Genomic DNA, 17,012 nt, shown 5'->3' with positions numbered 1-17,012 from the left:
ATCCTTACCAGAAATAGTAGTACATACAGGCGGTTATCAGAATCACGCACACACCAGAGATCTGTGCCCCCCGCGACGACGTCATGTCCATCGCCTCATTGACTGGCATCGTCACAGGCGTCTTCAGCGGGTTGGTGAGCGTCACGATCAATCCGGTCAACAGCACGGTGAAAAAGCAAATGGCCATCCGGTCCAAGAATGCGATTTGATCCGCATACCACCACCCGCCTTGCACGATCCAGTCGCCGAGAAATAGCATCAGTGCGCCATAGGCAATCACATTGATCAAGATCCCCAACCAACCGAAGTAGCGGGGGGTGCGCGGCGAAAAGAATCCGAGCAAGAACACGGCGAGAATGCCCGGTGAAATGAACCCTTGGAATTCTTGGATGAACTTGAAGATGCTTTCAAAGCTATCGAGGTACGGAGCCACCATCGCTGACAACGCCACGAACAAGACCACGAAGACGCGGCCAACCGTGACCAATCGCTGTTGATTGGTTTCTCGGGTCACCTTGGCATACAAGTCCATCGTTGCGAGTGTGGATGCGGAGTTGAGCATCGACGCGAGCGAGCTGATCACAGCACCGGATAGGGCGGCCAAGATAAACCATGAAATCAAGGGGTAGGGCTTGATCAAGTTCCGGACCAGGACAGGGAACGCGGAATCATAATCGTAGCCCACCAGTTTATGGGCCGCGACTAACTCAGGGTCCTTCACCAACGCGATCTTGGCATAGTCGTTAATCTGATCGCTGATTCGCTCAGGCGGATCGGTAGGGGCGACGTCGAGATCCTCGCCGGCCTGTTTGGCATTCTGCTGCAATGCCTGCCAGGCCAGGTCCGGTTGCAATTCGACGAATGAGTTGTCGACAGTGAACACCGTGGACGCACCGGCGGTCGCGACGGTATTGATGTTGCGCTCGGACGCCGACTCATGCAGGTCGCCGCTGAACAGATTGAATGCCATGATCCCGGGGATGACCACCAAGAATGGAATGATCAATTTCATGGATGCGGCGAAAACAATTCCCTTCTGACCTTCCGCGAGAGACTTTGATCCAAGAGTTCGCTGCACGATGTACTGGTTCAGCCCCCAATAGAAAAAGTTCGGGATCCACAATCCGACTAGCAACGCGGTCCAGGGAATGTCGGAGTCCTCTTTGGGGCGGACCATGTGAGTTTTACCACCGCTGCCGTTCTCACCATTGACCGCAACCGCTTCGTCGTCGACGCCATCATTGAGCAATATGAATCGTCGCCAGAAACCGGCGTTCTCAAGGTCCTCGACCGTGGCATTGGAGTTCGCAACCTTGGTCTTGATCAGATCCTCGGCAGGTCGTTCGCTGAGTTGAGCGAATGCCATGACCATCACGATCAAACCACCGAGGATCAATGCCGATCCCCACACCAAGTCGGTCCACGCACACGCTTTGAGGCCCCCCACAAACACGTAAGCGGCCGCAAATACCGCAATCAGCCAGCACATCGCGGTCAGGTTATTGAGCACCGGGACGGTGTTGTAATACTCGGAAATGAATTTCGCCCCCGAGTAAATCACCGAGGACGTGGCCACAAACACCAGCGTGACCACCGCGGGGATCGCCATGACCAAACGGGCGATCCAGTCGAAGCGGTATTCCAAAAACTCCGGGATTGTGAACAAACCCGCCTTGAGGAACCGCGGGAGGAAGAAAAACCCAACGAGCACTAACGTGACTGCCGCCATCCATTCATAGGATGCGATCGCCATCCCCAACCAGTTGGCCGCCGATCCCGACATCCCGACAAACTGCTCAGTCGAAATATTCGCCGCAATCAGTGAGAAGCCCACCAACCACCACGTCAGTCCGCGACCGGCGAGAAAGTAATCCGATGCATCATCGCTCGGATCACCATCCTCGGGTTCTTTCGCCATCCAAATCCCTAACGCGATCACGCCGATGACCGATCCCAGAAACAACACGACTTCGAGAATGTTCATGAATCGGTGACAAGGGCGCGAGACGGAATGATTTTATGGGCTGATGGGCGGGTAGTTTTACGCTATTTGGCGTCCGCATGTGAGGCTAGCACGTGAACCGAAGTACCGTGATTTCGCGAAAATCCTCGTCTGGACGCAGCAGCGTTGACGGGAAGTTTGGGTGGTTCGGCGCGTCGGGGTAATGCTGGGTTTCCAGGCAAAAGGCATCGTGTGGTCCGTGATCGTTACTGCTCTCATTGCCGCGAAGATGATTGGCGGTATAGAGCTGCATGCCAGGTTGGGTCGTTTCAACCTCCAATACCCGCCCCGATTGCGGGTCGCTGACGCGAGCGGCCGGTCGTCGTACGCCCGCCTCACCGGCGACCACATAACAATGGTCGTATCCTTTCGTCGCCGCCAAAGATGCGATGCGTTGGGCAAACGCAGTCGGCTCGCGAAAATCAAATGGTGTGCCGGCGACGTCGAGCAGCTTCCCGGTGGGGATCAATTCTGCGTCGACTTGCAACGTTGCATCAGCATGGATCACGGCCACATGGTCGAGGGCCGTCCCCGCATTGACCCCGCCCAGGTTCCAATAGCTGTGGTTGGTCAGATTAATAGGCGTTGCGGCAGTGGTGGTCGCCGTGTACTCGATCGTCAGTTCATTGTTGTCGTCCCAACTGTACTGCGTCGATACCGTCAGCTCGCCGGGAAAGCCTTCGTCTCCATCGGGGCTGACCAGGGTATAGCGGACGCGATCGCCGCGGCTGTCCGTTGGCGTTGCCGATGAATCCCCAGGGATCACCTCGGTCGTCCAGTTGTGATGCGAAAAGTTCACCGCGCCCCCATGCAGACAATGCTTGCCATGGTTGACGGTGACTTGGTAGGGCACGCCGTCAATCGAGAACTTGCCGTAGGCGAGGCGGTTGCAGAACCGTCCCATCGTGCTGCCGAAGCCCGGATGTTTGCCGAGATAGGGGCCGAGCGATTCAAAAACGAGATTGACGTTGGCACGCTTGCCATTTCGATCGGGCACCTCCACCTCCAGCAAAGAGGCGCCCCAATTCATCAGACTAACGCGGTTGCCATGGCGGTTGGTGAGCGTGGTCTTGGTGACGGGCGACCCGTCGGCGGTCTGCCCAAAGGGCGCGGTACTGATGCTCATGCTGGACGGCCCATGGTGGTCGCGGGATGGGAGGGGGATCGCCACGAAACGGGCTGCGCAAGAGAACGGGGCGCAAGAAACGGGGCGTCAGAAGGGACTGGGGGGCATTTTACAGCCAGAGCATCCCCAGATGTACCCGGCACTCTCCTCGCTGCCGTCTCCATCTGGTATCACTGGGGAGCCACGAGGAAAAGTGGTGTCGTTCGCCGTTTCGAGCGACAAAACATCCCCATAAAAGGTTACATGCGTGAGTATTGCCTACAGCGTTTATCCCGATCATCTCGCCGCATCCCACCACGTTGCCAGCATCATGGCCGACGTGCTGGTCGCCGAACCCTCGTGTGTCCTCGGCCTCGCCACCGGCTCAACGCCACTGCAGGTCTACAGCGAACTGTGCCGACGTCACCGTGATGAAAGCCTCTCGTTTTCCCAAACATCCACATTTAATCTCGACGAGTATTTGGGCTTGGAATCCGGGCATCCGCAGAGCTACCGGTATTTCATGCAGACTCATCTCTTTGAGCATGTTGATATTGACTTAGCTCGTACCCATTTTCCAGACGTCCATGCGGCCGACATGCAGTCCGCGTCGGACGATTACGAACGGCAGTTGCAACGGTCCGGCGGCATCAACCTGCAATTGCTCGGCATCGGCACCAACGGGCACATCGGTTTCAATGAACCGGGGACACAACGGGACTCCTTGACCCGCGTCGTCGACTTGGCCCCCAGCACGATACACAGCAACCAACGGTTCTTTGAATCGGCCGACCAGGTACCCCGGCAAGCCATCACGATGGGCATCGCCACAATCCTTCGCGCTGAGAAAATCGTTCTGTTGGCCACCGGTGCTGCGAAAGCCGCCGCTGTCGCCGGTGCGGTCCAAGGTCCCGTAAGCTCGGACAATCCAGCCTCGTTCCTGCAGTTGCACGATAACGTCCATTTCGTGCTCGATGAACTCGCGGCCTCAGAGCTGGAATCTCGGTAGCGAGTCGCCATTGTTTGGGAAACGATTGAATCACCAGCCCGGTCTCTACGGGCGGATGAGCCCAAACGTGGGGCGATAGGACGATGGGGCGATGGCCACGCGGTGAACCGAAAATCTTCGGCGCGGATGTTTATTTCGCGGATTGGAATGCAAGTTGCATTATACAATCGAGGTATCATGCAGGCCGACTAACTGACAGCTGAGGAAGCCCCCGATGGATCACACTCAACACAAAGTCGCTCTGCCCGTTGCAGACTCCAGTACGAAGATCGACCCGGTTTGTGGGATGACGGTTCCCGCTGACAGCCCGCGTGCGGTGAATTACGACGGCGCAAATTACGTTTTCTGCAGCGATGGCTGCCTGAAGAAATTCGAAGCGGACCCCGCGGGGGTGCTCGCTGCGCGAGCGAAGAATGCGCGCGCGAAGAATGCGGGGGCAAAGGGGAGCGGGGGAGACGGCGAACATTCGTGCTGTGGCGGATCGTCCAGTACGGCGAAGGTTGGTCGCTCAAGCTGCTCCCCCACCTCCGAATCGGTCTACACCTGCCCGATGCACCCGGAGATCGAGCAGGTCGGCCCCGGTGACTGTCCGATTTGCGGAATGGATCTGGAGCCGAAGTTTGTCGAAATCGCTAAAGAGGGTGATGACGAACAGTACACCGACATGAAGCGAAGGTTTTGGGTCGGTGTGGCATTGTCGGTTCCACTTCTCGTCATTTCGATGGGACCGATGGTGGGATTGCGTGTCGCCGATTGGATGAGCCATTCCGCGATGGGATGGTTGCAGTTCGCGATCGCGACACCGGTGGTGTGGTGGTGTGGATGGCCACTGCTGGTGCGAGGCGCCAAATCGTTTCGCAGCATGAACCTCAACATGTTTTCCTTGATCGCCGTGGGATCGCTCGCTGCCTACTCATTCAGCTTGGTTGTTGTGTTGTTGCCCGGGGTGATCCCCGAAGCGTTCTATGAAGAGGGGGTTCCGCCGCTGTACTTCGAGGCTGCTGCGGTGATCATCACGCTGGTGTTGCTGGGCCAGGTTCTGGAACTAAGAGCACGCCAACAAACCGGCGGCGCGATACGTGAATTGATGCAGCTGACGCCCGATATCGCCCATCGAATTACCGACGAGGGCGAGGAAGACGTGTCGCTCGATGTGGTTGAAAAAGGCGATCGGCTGCGGGTTCGGCCCGGTGAAAAGGTGCCGGTCGATGGACGCATCCTCAGCGGTTCGAGCAGCGTCGATGAATCGATGCTGACCGGTGAGCCAATCCCAGTCAATAAGGCGGACGGGGATGACGTCACTGGAGGAACATTGAATCAAACCGGGGCTTTGGTGATCGAGGCGATCGGTGTGGGCGGCGATACCGTCCTCAGCCGGATTGTGCAGATGGTTGCCGACGCACAGCGAAGCCGGGCTCCGATTCAGAAATTGGTCGATGTCGTGGCTCGTTATTTTGTTCCGACGGTGATCGGATGCGCGATCGCTGCATTCATCGGGTGGGCCGTTTGGGGGCCTGAGCCGCAACTGGCACATGCGTTTGTTGCGGCTGTTGCCGTGCTCATCATTGCGTGCCCGTGTGCATTGGGATTGGCCACGCCGATGTCGGTGATGGTGGGCGTCGGCCGGGGAGCCAAGGCCGGGGTGCTGATCAAGAATGCGGAAGTGTTGGAACGGATGGAAAAGGTTGACACGATTGTGGTGGACAAGACCGGGACCCTGACGCAGGGGCGACCGGAATTGACGGCCATTGAAGTCTTCGGTGATTGGCGGGAGGCGGATGTCTTGAAACTCACCGCTTCAGTCGAAGCGCAGAGTGAGCATCCATTGGCCCATGCCATTGTGCGACGCGCCACACTCGACGGTCTCAGTATTTCGGAAGCAACTGATTTCGATAGCATCACGGGCGGCGGCGTTCACGGGACGGTCGATGGGCACGATGTCGTGATTGGTAAGGCAGAGTTAATGGTCCAGCGGAAGGTGGCCGGCGTGGAACCGAAACGCGAACTCGCACGCACTCATCAGTCCGAAGGCGCAACGGTGGTATTCGTTGCGGTCGACCGAGTGCTGGCCGCGATCATGGCGATCACCGATCCCATCAAAGAGTCGACACCGGCCGCGCTCGAGACACTTCACAAACTGGGCTTGCGCGTCGTGATGTTGACGGGGGATGCCGAGCCCACTGCCAAGGCGGTTGCAGCGAAGTTGGGAATCGATGAATTTCATGCGGGCGTCTCGCCGCAAGCAAAGCATGACTTTGTGCGAGAACTGAAAAAGAATGGGAACACGGTCGCGATGTGCGGTGACGGAATCAACGACGCACCGGCATTGGCGGAGGCGGATGTCGGAATCGCCATGGGGACAGGAACGGGTGTTGCCATCGAATCAGCGGGAGTGACACTCGTCGGCGGCGATCTTCGCGGTGTGGCGGCCGCTGCGAACCTGAGCCGCAAGACAATGAGCAATATTCGGCAGAATTTGTTCTTTGCTTTCTTCTATAACGCGTTGGGGATCCCTCTCGCGGCGGGACTTTTGTATCCGTTCTTTGGGGTGCTATTGAGTCCCATGATCGCCGCGGCGGCAATGAGCTTCAGCAGTGTGTCCGTGATCGCCAACTCGCTGCGATTGAGAGCGGCAAACCTCGATCACTAGACATGAATTTTCAAGGATCGCGGTGGCGTTCGAAACTTTTGTCAGTCTGATGGAACGGGGGACGAATCGGTGGACCGGGGCAATCGGGACGCACGCTCTGTAAGGGAGTGCATTGCTGAGGGATTTGTCGATCGCACCTGAGCCGAAAGGTGCCTTTTAGCCGGTGGCGGCTGCGTCCGCCGTCGGCGCTTATTCTGCGACGACATCGCTGATTTTGGACGCCGCCGCGATCCTCTCAAACGGTTCACGCGTGTCTAAAGAACGAGCGGAAAACAAGGGGCCGAACGCTCCGCGGTCGGAATGATCGGCCGCGGAGCGTTCGACCGCAATTCCAGACCGTAATTCTCCGCTCGTTGCTAAGTTCTAAGGAGCCATGTTAGACACTCTCCTTGGCTCCCTAGCGGCCTGGCTCCCTAGCGGCCTGGCCCATAAACCATCGCGAGATACTTTCCTGGTTCGGCTTCGATCCTCTTGATGCAGCCTTTGCAGCATAGGTAAATCGGTTTGCCACCAACGGTCACCTTGACCGGGGTACCCATGCCACCGAGAGGTTCGTCCATCACAGGGCATGTTTTTTGGCGAGCGATCGCGGCAGCGTCGGCGGTCGTAGCGGTCGCGATCGTGATTGATGGACGACCGGCAGCATATTTTGCGGGGGCCGCCTGAACGGCATTGACGCAACCTGCACAGCAAACAAAGACACGCTGTCCACTTGCATCGACAGCGATCGGATCGCCCATGCTGCCGAGCGGTTTGCCACTCACCGGGCAAATCTTCTGGCGAGCGATAGCAGCGGTCGTCATCTGAATCTCGCTGGAGGGCACCGAAGCGATTTCATTGAGTTTCAACGCTCGACCACGAGTCGAGTCGATGCCAACCACTTGAATGTCAATTTCGATTTGACGCCCTGCAAGCTTCGAAAGGTCGACCGGCGCGATCAAGCCCTCTTTGCTATCAGGCAGCAAGTCATAGCGATAGCGTTTGGAATGACCTTCCACTCGAACTGACACAACTCCACGGCCATGCTCGACCGAAACGGGTTTCCCGTTCGTGTCAACAACATAGATCTGGATTCCGCCTTGGGACACGACCGTTTCGAACTGTAGGACGCCCGCCGGTTTTAAAGATCCGCCGTGAGGGCCAGTCGCCGGACGACTCGGCCGCGCGGTTGCTGTTGGCGTCGGCATCTCATGGTTGTGGCCGGTGTGGTCGTGCTGGGCATGGGCGGTCGACGCTACCGCGGCGACGGTCAGTGCGGCAGAGAGTGCGAGTTTGTATTTCATCATTGAGGCTCTGTTAAAAAAGGTATGGCGACCAATCCGTTCGGTCACCTGTTTCGGTCGTTGTGGATTCAATGCTCGATCCGATTGGTTTCTGCTCGAGCTGTCTGAGAAAGTTAAGCTGTTTTCACCCTCTCCTCCTGGGGCATGTCCTCGGTTCCGCTCCATAGTTCATCCTGCATACCGAACCGCATTTTCATTTCCAAATAGGCGGAATAGAGCGTGGGCACGATGAATGAGGTAAACGGCTCGGCCAGCATGCCACCGAACACGGGGATCGCCATCGCGCGAGCGACGTCGGCACCACGACCGGTAGCAAGTAGAACTGGAACCAGTGCGGCGAGAGTGGTCACCGTCGTCATCATGCAGGGACGAATGCGTTTTAAACCGGCTTCGTAAACCGTGTCTCGAATGTCCTGCACACTGTTGATGCGACGTTTCTTTAGAAGTTGATGAATGTACGTGGCCATCACGACACCATCATCGACCGCTAAACCGAACAAGGCGATGAAGCCGACCCAGACGGCGGTGTTCAGTTTCACCTCCATGCAGGCGACCAGGATCATCCCGCCCGCGAATGCGACCGGGATGCCGGTGAATACCACCATCGCGATTGGCAAGTTCCGGAACTCGAAGTAGATCAGAAGCAAATTGATCAGGATCACTACCGGGACGATCCACATGAGCCGCAGGTTGGCTTCGATCTGGTTTCGGAAACTGCCGACCGCTTCGAGTGAATAGCCTGCCGGTAAATTCAGCGTGGGAGAATCGGTGATCTGCTGGTCTCCTGGTCTCTCACTCTCCCCTCTCAGTTGTTCCAATCGCAACTGTTCTTCAATCGCGGCGACGGACTCCAGGTCGCCTTGGGTGCCATTGGTCATGAAGGCAACATGCGCGACCAAACGTCCGTTCTCGCTGTTGATCGCCCCTGGGCCCCACGTCGTTTCTAACGTTGCAAGTTCTTCCAGCGGAACGACCGCGTTGCTGTTGGTGACAACAGGCAGACGGTTCAATTGATCCATTCGCTCTCTTAGGTCGCGGTTGTATCGCAGTCGAACCGGGTAACGCTCGCGACCTTCAACAGTGTTGATGAGGTTCATCCCACCGAGTGCGGTTTCGATCACTTGGTTCACCATCGAGACGCTCATGCCGTAACGTGATGCAGCATCGCGATCAACGGTGAATTCGAGATACGGCTTCCCCATGACGATGTCGGGATTGACGGTACCGGCATTGACCAAAGGCGACTTCTTCAGACTCGCTGCGACATCCATCGCCGCAGTCGCAAGTTCGTCCAAGTCGTCGCCGTAGATGCGAATCGCCATGGACGCTTTAATTCCCGATTGCAGCATCACCACGCGACCTTCGATGGGCTGTAATGCCGCGGCGGGCGTGACACCGGGCAGCGTAGCGACACGGTTGATCTCGTCCCAAATGTCTCGCGATGTGATACCGTCACGCCACTCGCTTTCCGGCTTCAACATCACATAGGTCTCCACCATCGCCGCCGGAGCAGGATCGAGTGCCGACTCAACGCGACCGATCTTGCCGAGCACGTCTTTCACCTCTGGGATCTGTCCGATCAAAACGTCTTGAGTCTGCAGCACCTGCATCGCTTGCGAGAAACTGGCGGCCGGGTACAGCGTCGGCATGTAGAACCAACTCCCCTCATCCAGTGCGATCCAGTCATCGCTTTGCAATCCGGTAAAGACATGTTTGGCCTCGACGTAGCTGGGTAAGTCGTTCAATTCTGCGCCGAAGACACGGGCCACTCGCTCAAAGGGTTGCAGAATTGTTGGCATGCCGAAAAAGGCCCCGACGCCGACAAACAGCAAGATCACGGGGAATGACAGCGCAAATATTTTGTGGTTCAGAGCGTGTTTCAATCGTGCGGCGTAAACCCAGTGGACAAAGCGACTCGAAGGTATCTCTTGGATTGGTCGGATGCGTTCACGAAGCAGTTGCCATCCAAAGACGAATGCGAGCAATCCCGCTGCCGCGGTGATGATCCAGGACGCGACACCGAAGTAGGCCGCCAAATCATCGGCCCACATGAAGTGGGATGTCGCAGCCAACAACAGTGCCAACGCGATCCCCGCTGCCAGTGCCGACCGCTTTCGATAGTTCGCACTTTTGAGAAGTAGTCGACTCAGGGCCGGCACCACGGTGACGGCCGTGATCATCGCTGCGGCAATCGCAAACGTTTTGGTGTATGCCAGCGGCGAGAACAGCCGGTAGTCACGACCGGTCAGAAAGAACACGGGCAGGAAACTGACAATGGTTGTCGCCACGGCGGTAACGACTGCGGGAGCCACTTCGATGGTAGCCTCGTAGACAACGTCGCTCCGCGAGCGGGGTGGGGAGCGTGGGGGACAAGATGACAAGGAACTCCCCGTCTCAGCCTCTTCCCGTTCCCACTCGGCCAGATGTTGATAAATGTTCTCCGACACGATGATTCCCATGTCGACCATGGTGCCGATCGCAATCGCGATGCCAGCCAATGACATGATGTTGGACCCCACACCAACAACGTGCATGGCGATGAAGGATATGAGCACGGCGGCCGGCAAGCAAATCGCAACCACGAAACTGCTGCGGATGTGCATCAAGAACAATAGGATGATGATCGCGGTAATGATGATCTCATCACGCAGTGCGTGAGTGAGCGTCGCCATGGTCTCGTCAATCAACCCGCTGCGATCGTAAACGCCGTGGATCTGCACGCCTTGGAGCGATGGTGTGATGGACGCAATCTTGTCCTTGACCCGATCAATCACGACGCGCGGATTTTCACCGTATCGCATCACGACCACACCGCCGACCGCTTCGGATCCGTTGTAGTCGAGTGCACCTCGTCTGAAGTCGGGCCCGAGTTGCACTCGGGCGACATCACTGACACGAACAGGGACGCCACCACGCTGCATGATCACCGTGTCTTCAATATCAGCAATCGCTTTCTCTTTGTTGCCGTCGGTACCTAAGAAGCCTTTCCCACGGACGATGAACTCCATGCCGGTCGTCTCAACGGTCTTTGCGCCCACATCAACGTTCGATTCTTTGACCGCCATCGCAAGTTTGTCGAGCGAGATGTTATGGAATCGCAGTTTGTCTGGATCCACCTCAATTTGATACTGGCGAACATAGCCGCCGATGGATGCTACTTCGCTAACGCCTTCGACGGATTGCAATTCGTATTTAATGACGAAATCTTGCATGCTGCGGAGTTCCGCCAGACTCATGCCCTCGTCAGGCGGAGTCCCCTCTTTTGCCTGCGGCGGAATAAGCGTGTAGTAGTAGATCTGCCCAAGACCAGTGGCATCCGGCCCGAGTTGGGGAACGACACCATCGGGCAATTGCGATGCGGCGGAACCGAGTTGCTCGGACACGCGACTGCGGGCCCAATAGAAATCTATCTCGTCTTTGAATGTCACCTGGACGAAGCTGTAGCCGAACATGCTCTTGCCACGTACCGATTCGGCGCCGGGAACCGCCAGCAAGGATACGCTTAACGGATAGGTGACCTGATCTTCAATGTCTTTCGGTGAACGACCCGGCCACGGCGTTAGCACGATGACTTGGTTCTCGCCGACGTTGGGAATCGCGTCGATAGGCACGGCTTGGAAGGCAAAGTACCCACCGATCGACGCGGCGATGGTTAGAAAGACGACGAGCCACGGTTCTTTCACGCAAAAGCGGATGAGGAGGTTGAGCATTTAGACACGGACATGGGGTGAGTCAGGGGAACAACCCTGATTGATCGATGACAGGGGCTTCATCAAGGAGGTAGACTTTTTCACGATCTTCCGAGGGATCGCGTCGACGCACTCGCTCGCCTGCTTCGCGATGCTGTCGTTTCGGTAGCGATGAACGGCGGCGACGTCGCGCCAACTTGGCGTCTCGGCAGCCTCGGCTTGGCGGTTGTTTCGCGTGCGACACAAGGGCTGTTCGTAACGTCGCTTTTGCCATGGCCAGACGATGCTTGCGCTCTGCGATGAACGCTGCGCGGGGGCGGTCAACGAGTACCCCTCGTCTCGCGGGGATCCCTTCGACAACGCAAGCATCGGCTCTGCTGCCGCGGAGGTCTTCTGATCAACGATCAGACCATGATGACGATCAATGCGGTCGCTCATTTCGAATCCCCTCCCCTCTCTCCGACAACTTCCCCGCACGCCAACATTTCACTACCCCAATACGGATTGCGAAGCTCTGCATCCGATTGCATCCAGTCGCCTCCGCCGCCGGGGACCATTGGGCAATACATGTGATAGATCCCCTTTTTCGATCGTGGCCCCATCACGGTTGTCGTGGCTCTCAACATTGCTTGGCTCACGGTCCGATAGGCAGTGCGGGCTGACTCGAGAGAACCACCCATGCGACCGGCACCGCGTCGCGCTTTCGCAAATTGAATTTGTGCAGCGTCGGGTACGTCGGGCTGCAGTTCCAATTGGGTCAGTGAATCCCGTAGCGTGTTGAGGGCAACGGGCGGAGGTGTCAAGTCGTTCGCCAACGCACGCTGAATGTCGAAGTAAGCTTCATAGGCCTGGTCGAAACGCTCGCCTGACTCACCGGCTAACATGACCCGCTCATGTTGGGGAAGTTTCAATGGACCCGGAGAATATTTCGGTGCTCTACTGGGGTCGAGCAACGATGGGTTGCCCGCGAGCTGCATCTGAGAGTCAATCAGGAAATTGCCGTTCGTAGCGATGGTCTCGCCCGCAGCGATCCCCTCGACAATAATCGCGTCTTTATCGTTCATCGCGCCGACGGTAACGCGGCGAATTTCAAACCTTCCCGGCTCAGTTTCGACGTAGATGACGCCGTGTTGGCCCGTGAGCAGCACCGACTCACGTGGCACCGTGACGACACGTTGCGCATCAACGGGTTCGGATGAATAGCCCAACTGTCGTGTCGGGATCAGATCCATGCCGCATAGCGGGCACTCACCTGGTTCATCGCGTATCACCTGGGGGTGCATGGGGCTGATGAACTTGCCCGCCAGGGCAGGATCGTAGACCGTCTCGGTTGCGACGGCGGGAACACTGATGCGAGCGGTCGCGAAATCTCCGGGGCGAAGTTTGCCATCCAAATTCATCACTTCGACTCGTACTCGTACCGTGCGAGTGGTCGGACTGACCGTTGGGTCGATAAATGCAACGCGGCCCGTAAAGACTTCGCCCGGCATCGACTGGATTTCGGCTTCGACCTGTTGGCCGAACCGCACCGATGCGGCATCGTCGGGGAATAGATCCAGCATCATCCAAACGGATGTCAGGTCGGCGATGCGATAGATTTTCTGCCCGGTTTTCACATAGTCGCCCTCGATGGCTGCCTTCTCGAGTACGGTCCCTGTCTGCGGCGACTTGATGCGGATCCGCGACTGGGGCTCACCACTTTCGCGAAGCGCATCGATCTGACCCGAGGTCATCCCGAGTTCGCTCAAATTTTCTCGTGCCATCGCCTGCATATCGCGACTGTTGATGCTAAACCGCCCCGACACATCACTTTCCACGCTGAGGAGGTACTCGGTCTGCGCCGAGTAAAGTTTGGGGCTATAGATCAGCGCGAGGTCATCGCCCTCTTTCACTTCGACGCCCACGTAATCGGCGTACAGCTCTTCCAATCGCCCATCGATGTAGGCGGAAATCGTTGCCAGTCGGCTCTCGTCGAAGTCGATCGAACCGATCGTGCGAATCGTCCGATTCACTTCACCCATTTTGCTGGTCGCCGTTTGAATTCCAACCAGGCGGCGGGCGGACGGCTCGATCGTTACCGAGATTCCATCGCCACCTCCACCGCTGGTCGTTTCGACCAATTCCATCCCACATACCGGACAACGCCCGGGTTGCGTCGAAGGTGGAGTACACATCATGGGACAGATGTAGCGTTTTTCCTTGCCCCCATTGGCGGCGGGAACCGCGTCGCCACCACCAGAGAACCCATCGGCCGTAATCCATTGAGACCGTTGAGCCACGCCGATCATGAAAAGAATAAGAGCGGCGACGACTGCGACAACGCTCGCGTTCATACCCGTGCGCAGCAGCCAAGCGGAGCCACTGACGCGTGTCTCGTCGCGGGCCGTAGACGTCGCGGCTTGTTCATGCGGTTCTGATTTCGCCGCTGGTGACTCCGCCGTCGCCTCCTCGTCGGAAGTCGCCGTTTCGCAAATGTCACCTGCATCTGGATGGGGCATGTCGCTCGACGGTGAGGATGTCGACGGCGACGCTTCGACCTGATCCGGCTCGATATCGTTGTTGGGGTTAGCTTGATTCATCGTCGTTACCTCCTGCTCCGTAAACGGTGGCTTGGGACTGCGGGAACGCGCCCGCAGGGACGTTCCATAGACGCCCTGGCGGCGCGGCCGGTTGAGTGCGCCGAGGCGCGGCAGTAGCCGGGTTGGTGGCGAGACTCGGTGCCTGCGGAACCCGGTTCAGCAACGCGTCACAAGAGTCGGCAGCTCATGATGAGTTGCCAGAGGCTCAGTGCGCACCGCAAGCCGTGACGACTTTCGTAACAGCGTGGGCGGGCGTTATGGGACGCGTATGAAACTGCCTATGCAGTCGCAATCACAGTCGCCAGATACAGAGCTGGATCTGAGAGAAGTGTGGCCGCAAGAAATCGTCGCCACGAATGCTGCTCGGGCGTCGTGGAAGACGCTCGTCACCGAAAATATCCGCTAAATCCGAATGTCGGATCGCTACCGAATCCCGTGTCGGCACCGTCGGTCGAGCTGACGAAGGCTCTCCCAGCGGCGAGCTCTCGACTCCGCAATGACAGGTGGAAGTGACCTCGATGCCAGCCACTGCATCGACAACGACCACATCCGAATCTGCGGCAACCGACGGGTCGGTTGCTCGGATCAAAGTGGTTTGGGGGCCCGTGAATCCACCCATCTGCGACGTGCCGTCTGACTCTGTTTCGCCGATGTAGCAGTTAGGCTCGGCTGCGGCTTGTTCACTGCCACCGCAGCATGAGCATTTCACTTCCGCTGAGGCGACTTGGCAACATCGGCAGCCGTCGCACTGGTACGAGGATGCACACTTGATGCCGCAATCATTCGCGAAAACCAACGCCATCCCCGGCTGAATCATCATTACGACGATCAGTGAAAGGTTAACGACAGTACGAATTAAACGAGAGCGGACCACTTCAACTTTCCGAAACAGATACCTAGGCCTGGTATTAGGGAGTATAACGCAAAATCGGGCTAAAGAGTTCAAGACGAATTTGAGTTTCGTTGCAAACCTCCCAATTAAGAGAGTAACTGGATGGAGCCAGTCTGTCATGCCACAGTGTCAAAATCAATATATTTTGCGTCTGCAAAAGTGTGGATTTCTGTCGCTATCGCTGGTGGTATGCTCGGCGGGTGGCTGTGCCACCGGACCTTCGCAATCCAGTTTGGCTAGGCACGCCACGTCGAGCCCCACCGTTCTCGGCGGAGTTTCGGAAGTTGCCCAGGACCATTCGACAGAGCGCCCTGGTGAGGAGTCATCCAGTCTTCAGTCGGTTGGCTACGAGGACGTTCAAGGAGCGGATGACAGCAACCCAGGCGGGCTGTCGTTCGCTGCGCCCGTCGCGTCGCCTGACGAAGATGCCGCAGAACGATCATTCAGCCAACTCATCGAAAGCGAGGGGAAGTTGGAGCGTCTGGAAGACGCAGAGATGCGGGACCAGCGAGACGAAAACACTGACGCTCCCGCTGCCCCGCTCCCCCATTCCCCATCATCCCTCGCTGGCCAGTCGGTCGATTACTTTGTGCAGCACGCCCTTGCGGCGCACCCCAGCATCCGAGCAGCACGCCAGCGCGTCCAAGCCGAACAGGATCGAATCCCGCAGGTGACCGCCCTGCCTGACCCCCAGTTCAACAACACGTTTTGGCCGTTCGAAAACAACGCCACCCAAACGGCCGCCGGTCGCGTCGCCAACCAGATGTCGCTGCAACAAGGCGTGCCGTTCCCCGACAAACTGCGCACGAAGGGAGCCATTGTCAGCCGCGAAGCTCAGATGGCTCAAGCGGAAGTCGAACGCATCGAACGACAGGTCACCGAGTCGGTTCGTCTGGCCTACTATGAAGTTTGGTATGCGACCCGCGCAATGCAGATCATCGAGGAAACACAGGGGCTCGTTGACGGTCTCAGCAGGGTCGCCGAAGCACGCTATCGTGCTGGCGGTACCCAGCAAGACGTGCTCCGCGCGCAACTCGAAATGGCGAGGCTAGAGGACCAGTTCCTTCAGCTTCGAAGGCAAAAGGAAGTTTCCCAGGCTGACCTCGCGGCACTGCTACAGCAACCTGTTTCACTCATGCCAGAAGCAACCGAGGAAATTGACGTTGCCGACGCACCGATGCAGCTCGATGCGTTGATTGCGAACGCCGAGCAGTGCAATCCCAATCTCCGTGGCCTGGCAGCTGAAATCCAACGTGATCGCCAAAAGCAGAAGCTTGCGTGTTTGCAACAGTATCCAGATTTCACGGTAGGGTTGAACTGGGGCGTCATCAGCGACAACCATAACGTGATCAGCCCTGTCGCCAACGGCAACGATAATCTCAGTATCAGTTTCGGCACGACGCTGCCGATTTGGCGTGAAAAGATCAATGCAGGCGTCCGTGAAGCCAATCGCCGCACGAGCAGCACCCAACAAAGACTCGAGGCCGAACGCAATGAAATCTACGGTCGCTTGCGCCGCCTGCTCGCGCAAGCGGACTCGCTCGTCGAGCAGACCGAACTCTATGAAAACCGACTCGTGCCGCGGACCGAAGATACGCTGAAGTTGGCGATTGCCGACTATCGTGGCGAACGAACGAGCTTCTTCACTCTCGTCGAAACGTATCGTGAACTATTGATGTTCGAGACCCAGCTCGCACGGGTCCACGCGACACTTGCCGGTACGATCGCTCAGATTGACCGCACGGTTGGGTGCCCGTATTGAGAGGCGGAGTCCACGGGATTGGCCGCTCACAACCGAACAGG

General features: G+C 57.6%; 10 protein-coding genes. 3 read left to right on the top strand and 7 right to left on the bottom strand.

What is annotated here, in order from left to right:
- Positions 1-4 precede the first annotated feature (4 nt).
- Together SH410x_RS22765 and SH410x_RS22760 are read right to left on the bottom strand one after the other, a co-directional pair.
- A complete protein-coding gene (locus SH410x_RS22765; protein ID WP_473671021.1) occupies positions 5-1,984 on the bottom strand; it encodes a sodium:solute symporter family transporter in 1,980 nt (659 codons plus the stop codon).
- A gap of 85 nt (positions 1,985-2,069) precedes the next feature.
- Positions 2,070-3,128, bottom strand: coding sequence for an aldose epimerase family protein (locus tag SH410x_RS22760; protein ID WP_473671019.1), 1,059 nt, complete (start codon positions 3,126-3,128; stop codon positions 2,070-2,072).
- 247 nt (positions 3,129-3,375) lie between these two features.
- Between SH410x_RS22760 and nagB the strand changes: the two genes are divergently transcribed.
- On the top strand, positions 3,376-4,116 hold the full coding sequence (gene nagB / locus SH410x_RS22755) for a glucosamine-6-phosphate deaminase (RefSeq protein WP_473671017.1): 741 nt from the start codon (positions 3,376-3,378) through the stop codon (positions 4,114-4,116).
- A 214-nt stretch (positions 4,117-4,330) separates the two neighbouring features.
- Positions 4,331-6,766 (top strand): heavy metal translocating P-type ATPase, encoded by a 2,436-nt coding sequence (locus SH410x_RS22750; RefSeq protein WP_473671015.1) that lies wholly within the window; start codon positions 4,331-4,333, stop codon positions 6,764-6,766.
- 413 nt (positions 6,767-7,179) lie between these two features.
- Here SH410x_RS22750 and SH410x_RS22745 read toward each other — a convergent pair whose 3' ends face one another.
- The 5 genes from SH410x_RS22745 to SH410x_RS22725 all read right to left on the bottom strand — a co-directional run bounded on the left by SH410x_RS22745 (position 7,180) and on the right by SH410x_RS22725 (position 15,137).
- Complete coding sequence (locus SH410x_RS22745; RefSeq protein WP_473671013.1) at positions 7,180-8,049, bottom strand: hypothetical protein; 870 nt, start codon at positions 8,047-8,049, stop codon at positions 7,180-7,182.
- Between the two features lie 113 nt (positions 8,050-8,162).
- Positions 8,163-11,759, bottom strand: coding sequence for an efflux RND transporter permease subunit (locus SH410x_RS22740; RefSeq protein ID WP_473671011.1), 3,597 nt, complete (start codon positions 11,757-11,759; stop codon positions 8,163-8,165).
- Positions 11,760-12,176 carry a hypothetical protein gene (locus SH410x_RS22735; protein WP_473671009.1) on the bottom strand — a complete coding sequence of 139 codons (417 nt, stop codon included), beginning with the start codon at positions 12,174-12,176 and terminating at the stop codon, positions 11,760-11,762.
- On the bottom strand, positions 12,173-14,071 hold the full coding sequence (locus SH410x_RS22730) for a heavy metal-binding domain-containing protein (protein ID WP_473677374.1): 1,899 nt from the start codon (positions 14,069-14,071) through the stop codon (positions 12,173-12,175). Before SH410x_RS22730 ends, SH410x_RS22735 begins: the two co-directional genes overlap by 4 nt.
- A gap of 538 nt (positions 14,072-14,609) precedes the next feature.
- Positions 14,610-15,137, bottom strand: coding sequence for a membrane or secreted protein (locus SH410x_RS22725; RefSeq protein WP_473671007.1), 528 nt, complete (start codon positions 15,135-15,137; stop codon positions 14,610-14,612).
- Between the two features lie 190 nt (positions 15,138-15,327).
- On the opposite strand from SH410x_RS22725, the gene SH410x_RS22720 reads away from it, so the two are divergent.
- Positions 15,328-16,971 carry a TolC family protein gene (locus tag SH410x_RS22720; protein ID WP_473671005.1) on the top strand — a complete coding sequence of 548 codons (1,644 nt, stop codon included), beginning with the start codon at positions 15,328-15,330 and terminating at the stop codon, positions 16,969-16,971.
- Positions 16,972-17,012 lie beyond the last annotated feature (41 nt).

The organism is Rhodopirellula sp. SH410 (assembly GCF_055811895.1).
This window is presented reverse-complemented; position numbering and strand designations above follow the sequence as displayed.

What these genes read in the sequence shown, in the direction of transcription:
- SH410x_RS22720 (WP_473671005.1), top strand. Translation starts at nt 15,328, where the DNA reads ATGCCACAGTGTCAAAATCAATATATTTTGCGTCTGCAAAAGTGTGGA.
- SH410x_RS22750 (WP_473671015.1), top strand. Translation starts at nt 4,331, where the DNA reads ATGGATCACACTCAACACAAAGTCGCTCTGCCCGTTGCAGACTCCAGT.
- SH410x_RS22735 (WP_473671009.1), bottom strand. Translation starts at nt 12,176, where the DNA reads ATGAGCGACCGCATTGATCGTCATCATGGTCTGATCGTTGATCAGAAG.
- SH410x_RS22765 (WP_473671021.1), bottom strand. Translation starts at nt 1,984, where the DNA reads ATGAACATTCTCGAAGTCGTGTTGTTTCTGGGATCGGTCATCGGCGTG.
- SH410x_RS22740 (WP_473671011.1), bottom strand. Translation starts at nt 11,759, where the DNA reads ATGCTCAACCTCCTCATCCGCTTTTGCGTGAAAGAACCGTGGCTCGTC.
- SH410x_RS22725 (WP_473671007.1), bottom strand. Translation starts at nt 15,137, where the DNA reads ATGATGATTCAGCCGGGGATGGCGTTGGTTTTCGCGAATGATTGCGGC.
- SH410x_RS22730 (WP_473677374.1), bottom strand. Translation starts at nt 14,071, where the DNA reads ATGAACGCGAGCGTTGTCGCAGTCGTCGCCGCTCTTATTCTTTTCATG.
- SH410x_RS22745 (WP_473671013.1), bottom strand. Translation starts at nt 8,049, where the DNA reads ATGAAATACAAACTCGCACTCTCTGCCGCACTGACCGTCGCCGCGGTA.
- SH410x_RS22760 (WP_473671019.1), bottom strand. Translation starts at nt 3,128, where the DNA reads ATGAGCATCAGTACCGCGCCCTTTGGGCAGACCGCCGACGGGTCGCCC.